Origin of the sequence: Actinomyces capricornis, assembly GCF_019974135.1 — a bacterium.
GTDB lineage: Bacteria > Actinomycetota > Actinomycetes > Actinomycetales > Actinomycetaceae > Actinomyces > Actinomyces capricornis.
Map to the genome: position 1 here is coordinate 874,626 of NZ_AP025017.1, position 15,459 is coordinate 890,084.

The following is a 15,459-nucleotide window of genomic DNA, read 5'->3' on the forward strand; positions in this document are numbered from 1 at the left end:
GCACTGAGCCAGCCGACCAGGCCTCATGGCCGGGCAGCGCTCCGCATGGGCCACCCCTCCGGATCCGCAAAGCCGGCCTGCCCCGGCCTGACGGGCCCACGGATGAGACGGCCACCAAAACAGTCACCTTGGCGCACTCCTGCGCCCCGGGGCCTGCGGTGGGCCAGGGGCGGGCGCCCAAGGCCCTACCGCAAGCACTCCTGCAACAGCGACTAGATATGCCGGCCCAGCTCGCTGAGCACTTCCTCCACGCGGGAGTCCTGGCGCCGGTAGTGCGTCCACTTCCCCACGCGCACCGAGCTCACCATCCCGGTGCGCTCAAGCATGCTCATGTAGGTGGACACCGTCGACTGCGCCAGGCCGCTCTTGGCGGCCAGGTGGGTGACGCACACGCCGACCTCCTCGGGATCGGCGATCGCCTCGTACTCCGCGAAGGACGTCTTGGGGTCACGCAGCCACTCCATGATCTGCAGGCGGGCGGGGTTGCCCAGCGCCTTGAGCACCTCGAGGAGGTCCACGGGGGCGGGCTCGGGCATCGATCCGGACATGGCGGGATTCTCCCATGCCCGCCCGGTGGCCATTCCAGGGCCGCCCAGCCCTGGGCCGCCCGGGCCCACTCCCCCGCCTGGGCCGCCCGGGCCTCCCACGGCCAGCCCAGGGCCGACTCAAGACCGACCCCACGGCCGCCTCAGGCGAAGAAGGCCTCGTCGACGTCGAGGATCCGGAAGATCCGGGTGGAGCGCACGCCCACGCCGTGGCGCATCATGAGGGAGGCCAGGCCCTCGCCGTCGATGAGCACGATCCTGACCGGGCAGCGCTCGGCGTAGGCCCACGTGTCGGCGGTCAGCTCCCCCGTGGTGATGAAGACGCCCTGGGCCAGGGAGCGGCGCTGCACCTCCCGGGTGAAGGCCTGGATGACGGGCCGCCCCGCGGGCAGTCCCGCCGGCGAGAGCCGCTTGGCCTGCACATAGCTGCGGCCCCCGCCCTGGGAGCCGTTGTCCACGACAGTCTCGATGCCCCCGTCGGCGGTGGCCGGGACCTCGGGCGACTCCCCCACCTCATAGCCCATGGCCTCCAGGACCGCCAGGATCGTGCGGCCGTAGGACTCCAGGTCCTGGGCGTGGAGCCTGCCCAGGAGCTCGGCGGCCAGCCGCTGGCGCAGGCGCTCGACGCCATCGGCGATCTGGTCGGTGGGGCTGACGGCCTGGGCGCTGATGATGGTGCCCGCCCGGGAGCCCGAAGGCGCCTCGTGGGCGTGCCGGCCCGCCGGGGAGCGGCGCTGCGCCGCGGCATAGTCGGTCAGAGCCACCACATCCTTGTGGGTCAGCCCGCCGCGGAACTCCGAGAGGATCTGGCGGCCCAGGTCGGTGATGCGGAACTGGCCGCGCGAGGGACGCTCGACCGCGCCGATGCTCACCAGGTGGGACAGGGCCAGGGCCGCCCGGCTGTCGCTGGGGCGGCGCCAGGAGCCGGGCTCCCCTTCGGCCTGAGGGTCCTGGGGCGACTCGCCCAGGACGATGCGCTGGAGGACCCTGAACTGCTGGACCCGCCCGTCGTCGAGGAGGCGCAGCAGCGGGGTCATCAACTGCTCCCAGGTCAGGGGCGCGGCTGACTCCGGCTCGCTGCGGATAGTGCGCGTGTCATCGGGGGCGGGCTGCTCTGCGATGACCATGCCGCCAGTCTATGGGGCGCGCGCCGGTGATGGGGCCGCTCTCAGCCGCATCCACCAGCCCGCCCCCCATCGGGCCGATGAGCCGGGCGGCCGCAGCGCAGGGCCCGCTCAGCCCTGACCGGCCGCCCCTGACACCCCGGGCTCCTCGGGCTTCTCGGGCTTCTCGAGGCGGGCGGTGGTCACCGGGTTGCCGTGCTCGGCGATGAGGGCGATGACATCCTCGCATCCCACCCAGGCGGTGGCGGTGTTGTCATTGGGGTGGATGCCCATGAGCCCGCCCAGGAAGAACTCATCGATGATGACCTGCACGTCACGGGCCTCATTATTGAGCACCGCGAAGGGCCCCACCGCACCCTTGGCGATGGCCAGGCGCTGGGCCAGGTCGGCCTCGGAGGCGAAGGACAGGCGCCGCGAGCCGATGACCCCCTGGATGTGGCGCAGGTTGACCGGCTGCTCGCCGGGGACCACGAGGAGGTAGTAGTTGCGCTTCTTGTCGTCGCGCACGAAGAGGTTCTTGGCGATGCGCTCGGGGTGCGGCAGGCCCGCCTCGATCATGGCCTCAATGGTGAAGACCGGCTCGTGCTCGCTGAGATCGTAGGGGATCCCCCGGTCCTCAAGGACGTCGAGGATGTCCTGGCGTGCACTCATCTGCTTCAGCCTCTCTGCTCTGGGCGACGGGGGCCCGGGGGCGGATCGCCCCGGGCCACCAGGGTAGGACGCGGTCACCCCACGGCGGGCGGCCTGCGCCGGGCGCCTCAGCCCAGCGGCGGGGCGGGCATGCCCACGTAGATGGTCTCCAGGTAGTCCTCGATGCCCTCCCTGCCGCCCTCACGGCCCAGGCCGGAGTGCTTGACGCCGCCGAAGGGCGCGCCGACATTGGAGATGGTGGCGGAGTTGACCCCCAGCATGCCCACCTCCAGGCGCTCGGCCATGCGCATCACCCGCGCCATGTCCCGGGTGTGGAGGTAGCCCGAGAGCCCCACCTCGTCGTCATTGGCCAGGGCCAGGGCCTCCTCCTCACTGGTGAAGGGCAGCACCGGGGCCACCGGCCCGAAGATCTCCCGGCGCATGATCTCGCTGGTCGCGGGCATGTCCACCAGGACGGTGGGCGGGTAGAAGTAGCCGGCGCCGCGCGGGATGGCGCCCCCGCACAGGGCGCGGGCCCCGCCGTCCAGGGCGCGCTCGACCATCTCGGCGAGCCCGTCGCGGTGGCGCGCGGAGATCAGCGGCCCGACCTGCACGCCCTCCTCCAGCCCGCTGCCCACCGCCTGGGCCGACATGGCCGCCGCGAGCCCCCGGGTGAAGTCCTCGTAGACGCCCTCCTGGACCAGGAAGTGGTTGGCGGCATTGCAGGCCTGCCCCATGTTGCGCATCTTCGTGGCCACCGCCGCCTCGATGGCGGCATCCAGGTCGGCGTCGTCGAAGACGATGAAGGCGGCGTGCCCGCCCAGCTCCATGGAGGTGCGCAGCACATTGTCGGCCGAGCGGCGCAGCAACTCCCTGCCCACAGCGGTCGAGCCGGTGAAGGAGACCTTGCGCAGGCGGCGGTCGGCCAGCAGCGGGCTGGTGACGGCCTCGGAGTCCCGGGTGGGGAGCACCGACAGGACGCCCGGGGGAAGGCCCGCCTCGGTGAGGATCCGGGCGGCCAGCAGCGCCGTCAGCGGCGTCTCGCGCGAGGGCTTGAGGATCGCGGTGCTCCCGGCGGCGAAGGCGGGGCCGATCTTGCGGGTGGCCATGGCCAGGGGGAAGTTCCAGGGAGTGATGAGCAGGCAGGGCCCGACGGCGCGGCGCAGCACCATGGCCCGGAGGTGGCCCTCGGGCACGCGGAAGGCGTCCCCGCGCACCCGCACCGCCTCCTCGGCGAACCAGCGCAGGAACTCGGCCCCGTAGGCGACCTCGGCGCGGGACTGCGCCAGGGGCTTGCCCATCTCCAGGGTCATGAGCAGTGCCAGGTCCTCGCGGTAGTCGGTGGTCATCAGCTCGAAGGCGCGGTGCAGGATCGTGCTGCGCTCGCGCGGGGCGGTGGCGCTCCAGCGCTCCTGGGCCTGCGCGGCGGCATCCATGGCCCGGGCGGCGTCGCGGGGGCCGGCGCAGGCCACGGTGGTGAGCACCTGGCCGGTGGCCGGGTCGAGCACGTCGAGGCGCTCCTCGATGGAGCCGTCCTGGAACTCCCCGCCGATGAAGATCCCGATGGGAGTGCGGCCGAGCAGCTCGGTGGCGCGTGACGCGGCATGGGACTGTGTCATGGCTCTCCTCCTCTACGGGCGGTCTTGCCCTCAGCGGCCCTCAGCGTGCCATCGTGCCACGCGGTCCTGGGCGCCGCCTCCCGGCAGCGGCCGGCCGGCGCCGGCCCGCCCGCCGGCCCTACCTGCCCAGGCGGCGCTCGCGGCGGGAGTAGTCGCGCAGGGCGCGCAGGAAGTCGATGCGGCGGAAGGCGGGCCAGTTGACCTCGCAGAAGTAGTACTCGGAGTGGACCGACTGCCACAGGAGGAACCCGGAGAGCCGCTGCTCACCGGAGGTGCGGATGACCAGGTCGGGGTCGGGCTGGCCCTTGGTGTAGAGGTGGTCGGTGATGTCCTCCTCGCGCAAGGAGGCCGCCACCTCCTCCAGGCTGGCGCCGTCGGCGGCGCGCTCGCGCAGCAGGGCGCGCACGGCGTCGGCGATCTCCTGGCGCCCGCCGTAGCCCACGGCGATATTGACCTCCATGGCGGTGCTGCCGGCCAAGGCCCCGTCGCCCCCATCCGGGCTTCCGGCGGCCCCGTCCTCATCGTGCGCCTCGCGGGCGACGGCGGCGCGCAGGCGCTGGGCCACCGGCTCGGGCAGCAGCTCGACGGCGCCCACCAGCCGCAGTCTCCAGTGCCCGGTGGCGGCGAGGTCCTCGACGGCGCGGTTGATGATGTCCAGCAGGGGGGAGAGCTCGGCGGGGTCGCGAGAGAGGTTGTCGGTGCTCAGCAGCCACAGGGTGACCACGCGCACCCCGGCCTGCTCGGCCCAGGTGAGGAACTCGGCGATCTTGTCGGCGCCGCGCTTGTGGCCCTGGGCGGCGCCGAAGCCCATGGCCCTGGCCCAGCGGCGGTTGCCGTCCAGGATGACGCCGACGTGGTGCGGGGCCCTGGCCGGGTCCAGGCGCGCCGCCAGGCGGCGCTCATAGAGGTTGTAGAGGATATCGCCTGACATGCCGCTCCTGGGGAATCGGAGGTCCGGGACCCGGCGGCGTCGGGCGACGGCGCCGGGTTGGGACAACGGTAGCGCGAGCGCACTGCCATCGCCCGCCTTATCCACTTCCGCGCCCACCGGCGTGCGATCGACCCCGATCGGCCGCCGACCAGCCCCTGACCGGGGGCCGCCGAGCCGCTTCTCCGGCACCGCCCAGGCCCTCCTCCGCCACTGCCCTGCCGGCCCGCCGAGGAACGGCGCATTCCGACCAGTCGCCCACAGTGCTCCTGGTCGCCACCCAGGAACCTACGGTAGCGTAACCTACGTGACCGTAACTTCCGGTCGTCGCGCTGGCAGCCGACGCCGCACGAGGACACCCATGACCACTCCACTCGCCCCGCAGTCCCCACCCGACAGCGCACCCACGACTCCCGCCGCCCCCGGCGCCGCGGACGCCGCGAAGGCCGCCGCCGGGGCACCGTCGTCGTCGGCACCCCGGGCCCCCTTCCCAACCGCCCCGGCCCCCACGGGCCTGGCGGCCTCGCTCAAGCCCCGCCTGCGCGGGTGGATCCATGCAGGCACGGCCCCGCTGGCCCTGGCGGCCTGCATCGTGCTGACGGCGCTGGCCCCCAGTGCCGCCCTGAGCTGGGCCAGCGCGGTCTACCTCACCTGCTCACTGCTGCTGTTCGCCAACTCCGGGGTCTACCACATCGGCAACGGGCACTGGTCGGCCCGGGTGACCTCGGTGCTGCGACGCATCGACCACGCCAATATCTACCTGCTCATCGCCGGGACCTACACGCCACTGTCGGTGGCGCTGCTGCCCGGACCGACGGCGGCCCTGGTCCTGGGGATCGTGTGGGTGGGGGCGGCCATCGGCACCGCCACCAATCTGCTGTGGATGAGCGCGCCGCGCTGGTTCACCGCCGGCCTGTACGTGGTGCTCGGCTGGGTGGCGATCTGGTTCCTGCCCCAGTTCTGGCGCTCGGGCGGCCCCGCCATCGTGTGGCTGCTGGTGGCCGGCGGCATCATCTACACCCTGGGCGCGGTGGTCTACGCCCGCAAGGCCCCCGACCCCTCGCCGCGGTGGTTCGGCTTCCACGAGGTCTTCCACGTCTGCACGGTGGCGGCCTGGGCGTGCCAGTGCGTGGCCTGCTACCTGGCCATCCTCTGAGGCCGCCCCCGAGAGCACCCCACCGCGCCGGGCCGGCGGCGCACCGGAGGGCAGACGTGCCCATGGACCCCTGAGCCATCTTGCATCGGCAGACATCGGCGCAGGTCACAGTCGCTTAGCAGTCGATACCGGGAGGGTCTCGACCTGCGGAAGAACCTTCCCGCACCCAGGATTCTCACAGTTCGCTGCGTAGAGTTGCCCACCAGACCCGCCTGGGCCCATGACCTGCGCGACAGGCCGACGCACGGCCGATACGCGACAACCATCGCCCGCAGGACTGTCGCGCCTCTACGACGCGGCGCGGTCGAGCACTACCCGAGGAGCACACATGTCCGAGCAGACGCAGGGAACCTGGCTGACCCAGGAGGCCTACGACCGTCTTGCCGCCGAGCTCGAGCATCGCAAGACCACCCAGCGCAAGGAGATCGCCCAGCGCGTGGAGGACGCCCGCCAGGAGGGCGACCTGCGGGAGAATGCCGGCTACCACGCCGCCCGCGAGGAGGCCGGGCTCAACGAGGCGCGCATCATCCAGCTCGAGGAGACCCTCTCCAGCGCCCAGATCGGCGAGGCCGCCGATGACGGGTCGGTCTCGGCGGGCACGATCGTCACGGCCACCGTGGCCGGCAAGGAGCAGATCTTCGCCCTGGGCGGCCAGGAGATCACCGAGGATGTGCCCGACGGCGTCAAGGTCTTCTCCCCCGACGCCCCCCTGGGCCAGGCCCTCATGGGCCACCGGGCCGGAGACGAGGTCTCCTACGAGGCCCCCAACGGCCGCACCATCTCCGCCCGGATCGTCAAGGTCACGCGGGTCTAGCCCGACGCCGGACACCAGCCGGCCACCAGCCCCGGCCGCGCCGCCCCCTCCCACTGCGGGAGGGGGCGGCGCACGCATCGAGCCCCTCTCCTCCGGGGAGCGCACCGATGCCGTATTCCCGTTTTCAGCGAGGAGCATCCCGCTCAGCGCAGAGGGAAGAGGCAGGGGAAGGGGCGTAGGCGGGGAGTAGCGTACCGACCATGACAGCACCGGCCCCAACCCCTGCACGCAACCCGCTCCTGCCCGGCCGCGAGCGCTCGATCCTGCCCGCGCCCGGCACCCACGTCGTCCTGGGGACGCCCATCGATGGCCCCTGGCCCGAGGGCGCGGAGGCGATCTACCTGGCGGCGGGCTGCTTCTGGGGTGTGGAGCGCATCCTGTGGCGCCAGGAAGGGGTCATCTCCACCGCAGTGGGCTACATGGGCGGGACCACGCCCAACCCCACCTACCAGGAGATCTGCACGGGCGCCACCGATCATGCCGAGACCGTGCGCGTGATCTACGACCCCGCGGTGTGCGGCCAGGGCGGGGACACCCTGCTGCGCACCTTCTGGGAGAACCACGACTCCACCCGTCTCAACCGCCACGGCAATGACGTGGGCACCCAGTACCGCTCCGCGGTGTGGACCACCACCCCCGCCCAGCAGGAGGCGGCGCTGCGCATCCGCCAGGCCTTCCAGGACGAGCTCACCCGCCTGCGCCTGGGCACCACGGTGACCACGGTGGCGCCGGCCGAGGAGGTCTATGCCGACTTCGGCGGGCCCTTCTACCTGGCCGAGGACTACCACCAGGGCTACCTGCACAAGAACCCCGGCGGCTACTGCAACCACGGGCCCAACGGAGTGACCTGCCCGGTGGGCATCACCGATCTTCCCGCCCAGACCGAGGTGCTGAGCCCCGACCGGGCGCCGCGCGCCTGAGACCCGCCCGCCCGGCGCCCGCGCAGCCCGGCAGCGCGGGCGCCGTCGTCGCCGGGCACAGAACCTGTGCGGTTCCTGTGACGGTACTCGTTGGACGTATAGTCGCGTCATGACCCCACCTGTCCAGCCGGGCAGAGACCTGCCCCGGCTGACCTCCCTGCGCTTCTTCGCGGCCCTGCTCATCGTCCTGTTCCACGCCAGGCTCCACCACTTCGTCCCCCAGGGCCAGTTCTTCGACGTGGCCCACATGGGGGTGGCCTTCTTCTTCGTCCTGTCGGGCTTCGTCCTGGCCTGGGCGAGCCAGGGCCGGCGCGTGGAGCCGCGGCGCTTCTGGGTCAACCGCTTCGCCCGCGTCTACCCCTCCCACCTGGTGACGATGCTCATCGCGGTGATCCTCATCCCTCCGGCCACGTGGGGGGACCTGGCCCTCAACACCCTCCTGCTCCAGGCCTGGTCGCCCCACCAGGCCACCGCCCTGGCCCTCAACGCTGTGGCCTGGTCCCTGTCCGCCGAGGCCTTCTTCTACCTGCTGGCGCCCTGGCTCATCACCGCCGCCCGGAGGCTGCCTGAGCGCCACCTGGTCCTCGCCGCGGGGGCGTGGTGGCTGACGACCATCGTGGCGGGACGGATGCTGGTGGTGGTCGCCGGCACCGAGGAATGGCCCTACTACCTGCCGCTCCTGCGCTCCTCGGAGTTCCTCATCGGCATCGTGCTGGCCGAGCTCTTCCGCCGGGGGCGACTGCGGGTGCGCCCGCCCATGTGGCTGGCGCTCCTGGCCTGCCTGGGCTCCTACCTGGTGGCACTGGCGGTCTACCGCGGGGGCGTGACCATGCAGACGGTGCCCGCGGTCATCACCCTGCCGGCGATCGTCCTACTCGTGGTCAGTGCCGCCCAGGCCGATGTGCAGGGCCGTGGGGGCCTGCTGGCCTCCCCCGCCCTGCAGCATGCCGGGCGCGTCTCCTTCGCCCTCTACCTCACGCACTACCTGGTCCTGGCGGTGCTGCCCGCCCGGCTGCCCGTCCCCCGCGGCGCCCTGGAGGGCCTGGCCTACCTGGCCCTCACCCTGCTGATCTCCTGGGTGTGCGCCGAGGCCCTGCACCGGGGCGTGGAGCTGCCCGCCCAGCGGGCGATCCGCGCCGCGGTGGGGCCCAGGCGCACGCAGCCGCCGGCCGCGGCTAAGGCCGGTCAACCGGCCGCCCCAGCCCTGGGCGAGGCCCTGACCCAGGCCGCCGGCAGCCTCCCGATCAACAGCGAGGTCCCGCCCCCGGGGGAGAACCAGGCCCCTGGCAGCGCCCCGATCAACAGTCGCGTCCCGGCCCCGGGCGGGGCCCAGGCCCGCGACACGGCTCAGGCCTAGGCCAGGTCCAGGCTGCGGTAGCGGCTGACGGCGGCGGCCACATCCACCATGCGGGGGCGCACGAGGAAGGCGGGCCGGTCCTGGGGGCCCTCGGCCAGGGCGTCCAGGCCCTCGTCGTCGAGCAGGTCCTCCAGGTCCTCCAGGCACTCGGCCAGGGGCGATTCGCCATCGAAGCGCTGCTCCAGCAGGGCCCGCAGGGCGCGGGCCAGGGCCTCGGCCTGGCCGGGGTCCACCACGCCCGCGACGTCGGAGATGTCGATCTCCTCGCGGTCCAGGACCAGGGCCCGGGTGCCGTGGGCGCGGGTGCGCGAGGGCCCGCGCCTCGTGCGCGGCGGGGCCGGCAGGGGGATGCGCGCGATGGGTGCGGGGAAGTCATCCAGCTCGGTGAGGGGCCGGGGCTGGTCGGCCACGACCTCGCGGGCCTGCTGCGTGGCGTCGCGCAGCCGGTAGGAGTCCATGAGCAGGACGCGGTCGGCCACATCCAGGTAGTCCCCGGAGCCGCCCATGACCATGACCGTGGAGACAGCCCGCTGCCGGGCCAGGGCGCCGATGCGGTCGACCAGGGGGGTGATGGGCTCGCGCGCATCGGCCACGAGGCTGCGCATGCGCGCGTCGCGGATGAGCAGGTTGGTGGCGCAGGTGTCCTCATCGAGCAGCAGGGTGGTGACACCGGCCTCGATCGCCTCAATGATGGAGGCGGCCTGGGAGGTCGAGCCCGAGGCGTTGCGGGTGGTGAAGGAGGCGGTGTCGCGCCCGGCGGGCAGGTGGGAGATGAAGGGCGTCAGGTCCACGCCGGTGACGGCCCGGCCGTCGGCGGCGCGCACCTTGACCGCCTGGGGAACGGTGGCCACGAGCTCGCGCCCATCGCCCGGCACATGCGGGTAGACGCCCCGCTCGATCGCGCTCAGGAGGGTGGACTTGCCGTGGTAGCCCCCGCCCACGATGAGGCTCACGCCCCGCCCGATCGCGGTCCCCCTGACCGTGCCGGCATGCGGCAGCTCGACGACGGCGGCCAGGGAGTCCGGAGCGGTCAGGGGCACGCCGTCGGTCAGGGGCTCGTCGCTGACCCCCGAGCGGCGCGGGAGGATGGCGCCGTCGGCCAGGAAGGACACCCAGCCGCGCTGCCGGACCGCGGCGCTCAGGGCACGGTGGTCCTCCAGGGCGGCGATGTGCTCGCGCAGGCGCTCAGCCCTGGCCCCGGTGAGACTGAGGACCTCCTCCAGGGCGCGCACGAGGTCGAGGCTGACGCTCCGGGCGGCGGCACGGCCCTGGATGGAGCGGCCCTGGGCGGGCAGGGCGAGGCGGGCGCGCACCTCGATGATCCAGTCGGCCGCGCTGTCCGGCAGCGCCCGGTCCACCGGCGCGGGGCGGTACGCACTCTCGGCATGGCGCTCCTCGGACTGGTCGGGCCCGTCCTCGACGTGCCGCCCGCCGGGGCCGCTCACAGCCTGGCTGCGGGCGGTGGGGCGCAGCACGATGCTGGAGCGCTCCAGGATCTCCTGGCCGGGTGAGGCGATCGACAGGTCGGTGCCGCGGAAGGCGGCGTGCAGCTCGCGGGTGAGCAGGTCGGCCAGGGCCAGGCGGCGGTCGGCGGTGCTCAGCAGGTCCTCGCGCTCAAGCATCTCCAGGCCGGGAAGGTCGGCGGGGATGTCGATGTGGATGCGCGTGGGTGGGGCATAGGGGTCGGGCTGGACCCGGTCGATGTGCAGCACCCAGCCGGCAGGCGACTCGTAGCGCCCCACGATGGCCTTGTAGGCGGCGTAGGAGCGGCCGTCCAGGGCGTGGAGGTGGCCGATGAGATCGGAGAGCACGCCGTCGCGGGGCTCATCGCGGTAGATGCGCCGCTGGCCTCCACTGCGCCGGTCCCGGGAGTGGCCGCCGTCGCGGTAGCCGCCGCGGCCCCCGCGGCTCTCGTACCCCCGGCCGCCTGCCGACCGGCCCGGCCCGCCGGACGCTCCCCATTCATCACGATCGCTCATGCCCGCACCCTATCGGCCCGCCAGACTCCGCCCCTGCACATCTTCAGCGCGCCCACCGACGGGACCATGCGGAAAACTCGAGGTCCACCGGGCGGGATCGGCCCGAAGATGTGCAACGGGGAGGGCGTTGCACATCTTCACCTCGAGGGCCGACGGGATCCTGCGGGAAAGTCGGCCCCGGGCGGAGCGAAGGGCACCGAAGATGTGCAACGGAGTGGGGGCGCCGCCCCGGCGCGAGCACCCGGCGGGCGATTGCCGGGCGGCGCGCGCCGGCTCATGCCCCGCTCGTCTCCCGGTGGGCGGCGAAGGCCCGGCGGACCGCCTGGGTCAGGCGCTCCAGGAGCGCTGAGCGCAGGCGCCACCGGTACCAGGTGAGCTCACGATCCAGCGGGGCCAGCCCCGGCACCGGCAGCAGGCCGGGGTGCCGCTCGAGCAGGGATCGCGGGAGCAGGCCCCAGCCCATGCCCGCCTCCAGGGCCCGGGCGTAGGCCTCATTGCCGGGGACGTGCGGCCCCGGCAGCCCTGATGGCAGCCCGGCGGCGGTCAGGACGAGGTCCTGCAGGTCGTCAGTGTCGTCGAAGCGCAGCACCGGCAGGCGGGCGACCTTGTCCCGTACACCGTCCCGTACGCCGTCCCGGATGCGCTCGTGGGGCCCAGCGCCGGCGACGCGCAGGCCTGCGCTGGACAGGAGGGCGGGTGAGGCGACGGGCAGGTAGCGCAGGCGGCCCAGGGCCTGGCTGGAGCAGCCGGCCACCGGGTCTCGGGCCGCCGAGACCGCGGCCATCACCGAGCCCTCGCGCAGCAGCTCGGCGGTGCGGCCCTCGTTATCGGCCACCAGTCGCAGGCGCATATCCGGCCAGTGGGCGATCTCGGGGAAGAGGGAGGGGAACCAGGTCGCCAGGGAGTCGAGATTGACGGCCACCGCGATCTCCACGGCCTCCTGCGCGCCGGGCCCAGGGCCATCACCCCTGGCACCTGCCGACCCCAGGCCGAGCTCGGCGCTCATCTCCCCGGCCAGGAGCTGCTGCTGGCGGGCGTAGCGCAGGACCGTCGCACCCTGGGCCGTCACCCGCGAGGGGCTCCCGCGCTGGATGAGGACCCGGCCCAGGGACGACTCCAGGGCGCGGATGCGCTGGGAGACCGCGGAGGTGGAGACCGCCAGGGTGCTGGCGGCGCGCTCGAAGGAGCCGGTGTCGGCCACGGCCAGGAGGGCGGCCATCTGATCGGGGTGCATGAAGGCCTGCTTCACGAGGTTCAGATTATCGCGCTTTGCTTCACCCGCGCCGGCTCCTAGCGTGGGGGCCATGGATCTTCTGACTCCCGCACTCACCGGATTCGGCACCGGCCTCGGACTGATCGTCGCCATCGGCGCCCAGAACGCCTGGATCCTGCGCCAGGGAGTGCGCCGTGAGCACATCGGCCTGGTCATCGCCATCTGCACCATCTCCGACGTCGCGCTCATCGCCCTGGGGACCGGCGCGATCGGGGCGGTCTCGTCCCTGGCGCCCTGGGTGCTGGAGGTCCTGCGCTGGGGCGGGGCGGCCTACCTGACGGGATTCGCCCTGTCCTCCTTCCGCTCCGCGCTCCGGCCCGCAGCACTGAAGGCCCAGGAGGAGCGGCCCGCCTCCTCGGTGGCGGTGACGACGCTGGCCCTGACCTGGCTCAACCCGCATGTCTACCTGGACACGGTGGTCATGCTGGGCTCGGTCACCAACCAGTTCGGCCAGGAGCGCTGGGTGGCGGCGGCGGGGGCGATCGCGGCCTCCGCGATGTGGTTCATCGGCCTGGGGCTGGGGGCGCGGGCCCTGTCCCGCCCCCTGTCGCGGCCCGCGACGTGGCGCGTGCTCGACGTCATCGTCGGGCTCATCATGCTGGTGGTGGCCGTCCACCTGGCCCTGTGAGCCGCGGGCCCCTCGGCATCAAGCCCCGCGACGACGGGCGGGGCCGATGACGGGCGGGTGGCAGGCGGGTGACGGGGTCGGGCCCGCACGCGCGCAGGCGCCCCCGGCCGGGAGTGGCCGGGGGCGCCTACGATGTCCGGTCGGCGCTCAGCGCAGGGTGGACAGGGCCTTGTCCTGGGTGACGATGGCCTCAACCATGCCGGCGAACTTGCGCTCGTGAGTGGATGCCGGGCTGAAGGCGCCATCGACCACATCCGTGGCCAGGGACAGGGTCACCTGGGGGCCCACAACACCGGTGGTGAAGTTGACGAGCACGTCGCGCAGGTGGGCCAGGGGCTGGTAGCCGTGGGAGTAGGAGTAGCCCACCAGCCCCACGGCCTTGTTGGCCAGATTGGAGGGCACGATGAAGTCGATGGCGTTCTTCAGCGCACCGGGGATGGAGAAGTTGTACTCGGGGGTGACGAAGATGTAGGCGTCATAGGAAGCCAGCGCCTCATTGAAGGCGATGCCCGCGGGGTCCTTCGGGGCGGCCATCATGGGGGGCGTCTCCTCGGCGAAGACGGGCAGGTTGAAAGCGGCGATGTCGACCAGCTCGGCCTCAACACCGTCGACGGAACTGGCCTTGGCCACGACCCAGTCGGCCACCTCCCCACCGACGCGGTTGGGGCGGATGGAGCCGAGGATGACGGCGATACGGGTCATGAGGTGATCTCCTTGCACGTGAGATATTGCGGTGTGCCGGGACGGGCGCCAATGCCGGCACGGGACCGAACAGGGTGATTTATGACTGAACTACCCTAGGTCCGGGCCCGCCCGGGCGCCAGGCCCCCGCCCATGAAGCCTGCCACAACCCAGCCGGGGCCGCGAGGCGGACGCCACCGCGGCCGCACATCCTCCATGCGCTCCCCGGTGGTGGCGGTGGCGGCTCAGCGGGCCAGGAAGAAGCGGGCGGCAGGGTCGGCGGTCTCCTCCTGGTAGGCGTAGCCGAGGCGGTCCATGTACCTGGTGAGCTCGGCGTCGCCGGCATCGGCGGCGAAGGCGCACAGGATGCGCCCGTAGTCGGCGCCGTCGGTGCGGTAGTGGAAGAGGGTGATGTTCCACTGGGTGCCCAGGATCTCCAGGAAGCGCGCCAGGGCCCCGGGGGACTCGGGGAAGAGGAAGGAGAAGAGACGCTCGGGGACCCCCTGGGTGGCCCGCCCCCCGATCATGGAGCGCACGTGGACCTTGGCCAGCTCGTCCTCGGTGAGGTCGATGACGCCGTAGCCCTCGGCCTCCAGGTCGGCGACGATCTCGGCGCGCTCCTGGCGCCCACGGGTGATGCGCACGCCCACGAAGATGCGCGCGGGGTCGTCCTGGGCGCGGCTGGCGGACAGGCGGTAGTTGAACTCGGTGACGGCCCGGCCGCCCAGGATGGAGGCGAAGCGCAGGAAGGCGCCCTGCCGCTCGGGGATGGTCACCCCGAGGATGGCCTCGCGCTGCTCGCCCAGCTCGCTGCGCTCGGAGATGTAGCGCAGCTGGTGGAAGTTGAGGTTGGCGCCCGAGAGCACGCACCCCAGGCGCTCGCCGGCCAGGCCGTGCTCGACGGCGTAGCGCTTGAGCCCGGCCAGGGCGATGGCCCCGGAGGGCTCGGAGATGGCGCGCAGGTCCTCGAAGAGGTCGCGCACGGCGGCGGAGGTCTCGTCGGAGGAGACGGTGATGACGTCGTCGAGCAGGGCGCGGCACAGGCGGAAGGTCTCCTCGCCGATGCGGCGCACGGCCACGCCCTCGGCGAAGAGCCCGACGCGCTCCAGGGTGGTGGGCTCGCCCGCATCCAGGGCAGCGCGCAAGCAGGCGGACTCCTCGTGCTCCACTCCGATGATCCTGATCTGGGGCATGAGCTGCTTGATGAGGACGGCCACGCCCGAGGCCAGGCCGCCGCCGCCCACGGGCAGGAAGATGCGGTCGAGCTCGGCGTCCTGCTGGATCATCTCCAGGCCGATGGTGCCCTGGCCCGCGATGACGCGGGGGTCGTCGAAGGGCGGGATGTAGCTCAGGCCCTCGGCCTCGGCCAGGTGCTGGGCCTGGGCCTTGGCGGCATCGAAGTTCTCGCCGTGCAGGAGGACCTCGCCCCCCAGGGCCGCGACGGCGTCGACCTTGATCTGGGGGGTGACGGTGGGCATGACGATGAGGGCGCGCACCCCCAGCAGGGCGGCGGAGCGGGCCACGCCCTGGGCGTGATTGCCGGCCGAGGCGGTGACCACGCCACGGGCGCGCTCGGCCTCGCTCAGGGAGCGCATGGCGGTGTAGGCGCCGCGGATCTTGAAGGAGTGGACGGCCTGGAGGTCCTCGCGCTTGACCTGGACGGTGCAGCCCAACCGGGCCGAGAGGGCCTCCATGGGCTGCAGGGGGGTGTGCTCGGCGGCCTCGTAGACGGGGGCGCGCAGGATCTCGCGCAGGTAGCGGGTCGGATCCCAGGTGGTGCCGGGGGTGTCGAGCTCGTTCACGGC

The 15,459-nt window shown here is 72.9% G+C and carries 14 protein-coding genes; 5 read left to right on the forward strand and 9 right to left on the reverse strand.

Annotation, left to right across the window (positions count from 1 at the left end):
- Positions 1-212: 212 nt before the first annotated feature.
- The 5 genes from MANAM107_RS03530 to uppS form a co-directional block, all read right to left on the reverse strand.
- Positions 213-548: an ArsR/SmtB family transcription factor gene (locus MANAM107_RS03530; protein WP_223911202.1), complete on the reverse strand. Its 336-nt coding sequence runs from the start codon at positions 546-548 to the stop codon at positions 213-215.
- Positions 549-688: 140 nt separating this feature from the next.
- Positions 689-1,672, reverse strand: a complete 984-nt coding sequence (locus MANAM107_RS03535; RefSeq protein ID WP_223911205.1) for a restriction endonuclease — start codon at positions 1,670-1,672, stop codon at positions 689-691.
- Between the two features lie 108 nt (positions 1,673-1,780).
- Positions 1,781-2,320 (reverse strand): prolyl-tRNA synthetase associated domain-containing protein, encoded by a 540-nt coding sequence (locus MANAM107_RS03540; protein WP_223911208.1) that lies wholly within the window; start codon positions 2,318-2,320, stop codon positions 1,781-1,783.
- A 107-nt stretch (positions 2,321-2,427) separates the two neighbouring features.
- Positions 2,428-3,918, reverse strand: a complete 1,491-nt coding sequence (locus MANAM107_RS03545) for an NAD-dependent succinate-semialdehyde dehydrogenase (protein WP_223911210.1) — start codon at positions 3,916-3,918, stop codon at positions 2,428-2,430.
- Positions 3,919-4,036: 118 nt separating this feature from the next.
- Positions 4,037-4,849 carry a polyprenyl diphosphate synthase gene (gene uppS / locus MANAM107_RS03550; RefSeq protein WP_223911212.1) on the reverse strand — a complete coding sequence of 271 codons (813 nt, stop codon included), beginning with the start codon at positions 4,847-4,849 and terminating at the stop codon, positions 4,037-4,039.
- Positions 4,850-5,207: 358 nt separating this feature from the next.
- Here uppS and trhA point away from each other — a divergent pair, with 358 nt between their 5' ends.
- The 4 genes from trhA (at position 5,208) to MANAM107_RS03570 (ending at position 9,093) form a co-directional block, all read left to right on the forward strand.
- Entirely contained in the window at positions 5,208-6,002 is a 795-nt protein-coding gene (gene trhA / locus MANAM107_RS03555) for a PAQR family membrane homeostasis protein TrhA (protein WP_223911214.1), read from the forward strand.
- A 328-nt stretch (positions 6,003-6,330) separates the two neighbouring features.
- Positions 6,331-6,816 (forward strand): GreA/GreB family elongation factor, encoded by a 486-nt coding sequence (locus MANAM107_RS03560; protein WP_223911217.1) that lies wholly within the window; start codon positions 6,331-6,333, stop codon positions 6,814-6,816.
- 200 nt (positions 6,817-7,016) lie between these two features.
- Positions 7,017-7,736, forward strand: a complete 720-nt coding sequence (gene msrA, locus MANAM107_RS03565; protein WP_223911220.1) for a peptide-methionine (S)-S-oxide reductase MsrA — start codon at positions 7,017-7,019, stop codon at positions 7,734-7,736.
- Positions 7,737-7,845: 109 nt separating this feature from the next.
- Complete coding sequence (locus MANAM107_RS03570; protein ID WP_223911223.1) at positions 7,846-9,093, forward strand: acyltransferase family protein; 1,248 nt, start codon at positions 7,846-7,848, stop codon at positions 9,091-9,093.
- Here the strand turns inward: MANAM107_RS03570 and MANAM107_RS03575 are convergent.
- Both MANAM107_RS03575 and MANAM107_RS03580 read right to left on the reverse strand, forming a co-directional pair.
- The gene (locus MANAM107_RS03575; protein ID WP_223911226.1) at positions 9,090-11,072 is read right to left on the reverse strand and encodes an ABC-ATPase domain-containing protein; all 1,983 of its coding nucleotides are present in this window, start codon (positions 11,070-11,072) and stop codon (positions 9,090-9,092) included. The two genes, MANAM107_RS03570 and MANAM107_RS03575, sit on opposite strands and share 4 nt — an antisense overlap.
- A gap of 274 nt (positions 11,073-11,346) precedes the next feature.
- Positions 11,347-12,321, reverse strand: a complete 975-nt coding sequence (locus MANAM107_RS03580) for an ArgP/LysG family DNA-binding transcriptional regulator (RefSeq protein WP_223911229.1) — start codon at positions 12,319-12,321, stop codon at positions 11,347-11,349.
- 55 nt (positions 12,322-12,376) lie between these two features.
- Between MANAM107_RS03580 and MANAM107_RS03585 the strand changes: the two genes are divergently transcribed.
- Positions 12,377-12,973 (forward strand): LysE/ArgO family amino acid transporter, encoded by a 597-nt coding sequence (locus MANAM107_RS03585; protein WP_223911232.1) that lies wholly within the window; start codon positions 12,377-12,379, stop codon positions 12,971-12,973.
- Between the two features lie 147 nt (positions 12,974-13,120).
- On the opposite strand, the gene MANAM107_RS03590 is transcribed toward MANAM107_RS03585, so the two are convergent.
- Both MANAM107_RS03590 and ilvA read right to left on the reverse strand, forming a co-directional pair.
- Positions 13,121-13,675, reverse strand: coding sequence for an NADPH-dependent FMN reductase (locus MANAM107_RS03590; RefSeq protein WP_223911235.1), 555 nt, complete (start codon positions 13,673-13,675; stop codon positions 13,121-13,123).
- Between the two features lie 224 nt (positions 13,676-13,899).
- On the reverse strand, positions 13,900-15,456 hold the full coding sequence (gene ilvA / locus MANAM107_RS03595; protein WP_223911237.1) for a threonine ammonia-lyase, biosynthetic: 1,557 nt from the start codon (positions 15,454-15,456) through the stop codon (positions 13,900-13,902).
- Positions 15,457-15,459: the final 3 nt, after the last annotated feature.

Excerpts from the sequence above, each read along its gene's own strand:
- MANAM107_RS03540 (WP_223911208.1), bottom strand. The coding sequence starts at position 2,320 with ATGAGTGCACGCCAGGACATCCTCGACGTCCTTGAGGACCGGGGGATC.
- MANAM107_RS03570 (WP_223911223.1), top strand. The coding sequence starts at position 7,846 with ATGACCCCACCTGTCCAGCCGGGCAGAGACCTGCCCCGGCTGACCTCC.
- MANAM107_RS03545 (WP_223911210.1), bottom strand. The coding sequence starts at position 3,918 with ATGACACAGTCCCATGCCGCGTCACGCGCCACCGAGCTGCTCGGCCGC.
- msrA (WP_223911220.1), top strand. The coding sequence starts at position 7,017 with ATGACAGCACCGGCCCCAACCCCTGCACGCAACCCGCTCCTGCCCGGC.
- MANAM107_RS03530 (WP_223911202.1), bottom strand. The coding sequence starts at position 548 with ATGTCCGGATCGATGCCCGAGCCCGCCCCCGTGGACCTCCTCGAGGTG.
- uppS (WP_223911212.1), bottom strand. The coding sequence starts at position 4,849 with ATGTCAGGCGATATCCTCTACAACCTCTATGAGCGCCGCCTGGCGGCG.
- MANAM107_RS03560 (WP_223911217.1), top strand. The coding sequence starts at position 6,331 with ATGTCCGAGCAGACGCAGGGAACCTGGCTGACCCAGGAGGCCTACGAC.
- MANAM107_RS03575 (WP_223911226.1), bottom strand. The coding sequence starts at position 11,072 with ATGAGCGATCGTGATGAATGGGGAGCGTCCGGCGGGCCGGGCCGGTCG.
- MANAM107_RS03585 (WP_223911232.1), top strand. The coding sequence starts at position 12,377 with ATGGATCTTCTGACTCCCGCACTCACCGGATTCGGCACCGGCCTCGGA.
- trhA (WP_223911214.1), top strand. The coding sequence starts at position 5,208 with ATGACCACTCCACTCGCCCCGCAGTCCCCACCCGACAGCGCACCCACG.
- MANAM107_RS03535 (WP_223911205.1), bottom strand. The coding sequence starts at position 1,672 with ATGGTCATCGCAGAGCAGCCCGCCCCCGATGACACGCGCACTATCCGC.
- MANAM107_RS03590 (WP_223911235.1), bottom strand. The coding sequence starts at position 13,675 with ATGACCCGTATCGCCGTCATCCTCGGCTCCATCCGCCCCAACCGCGTC.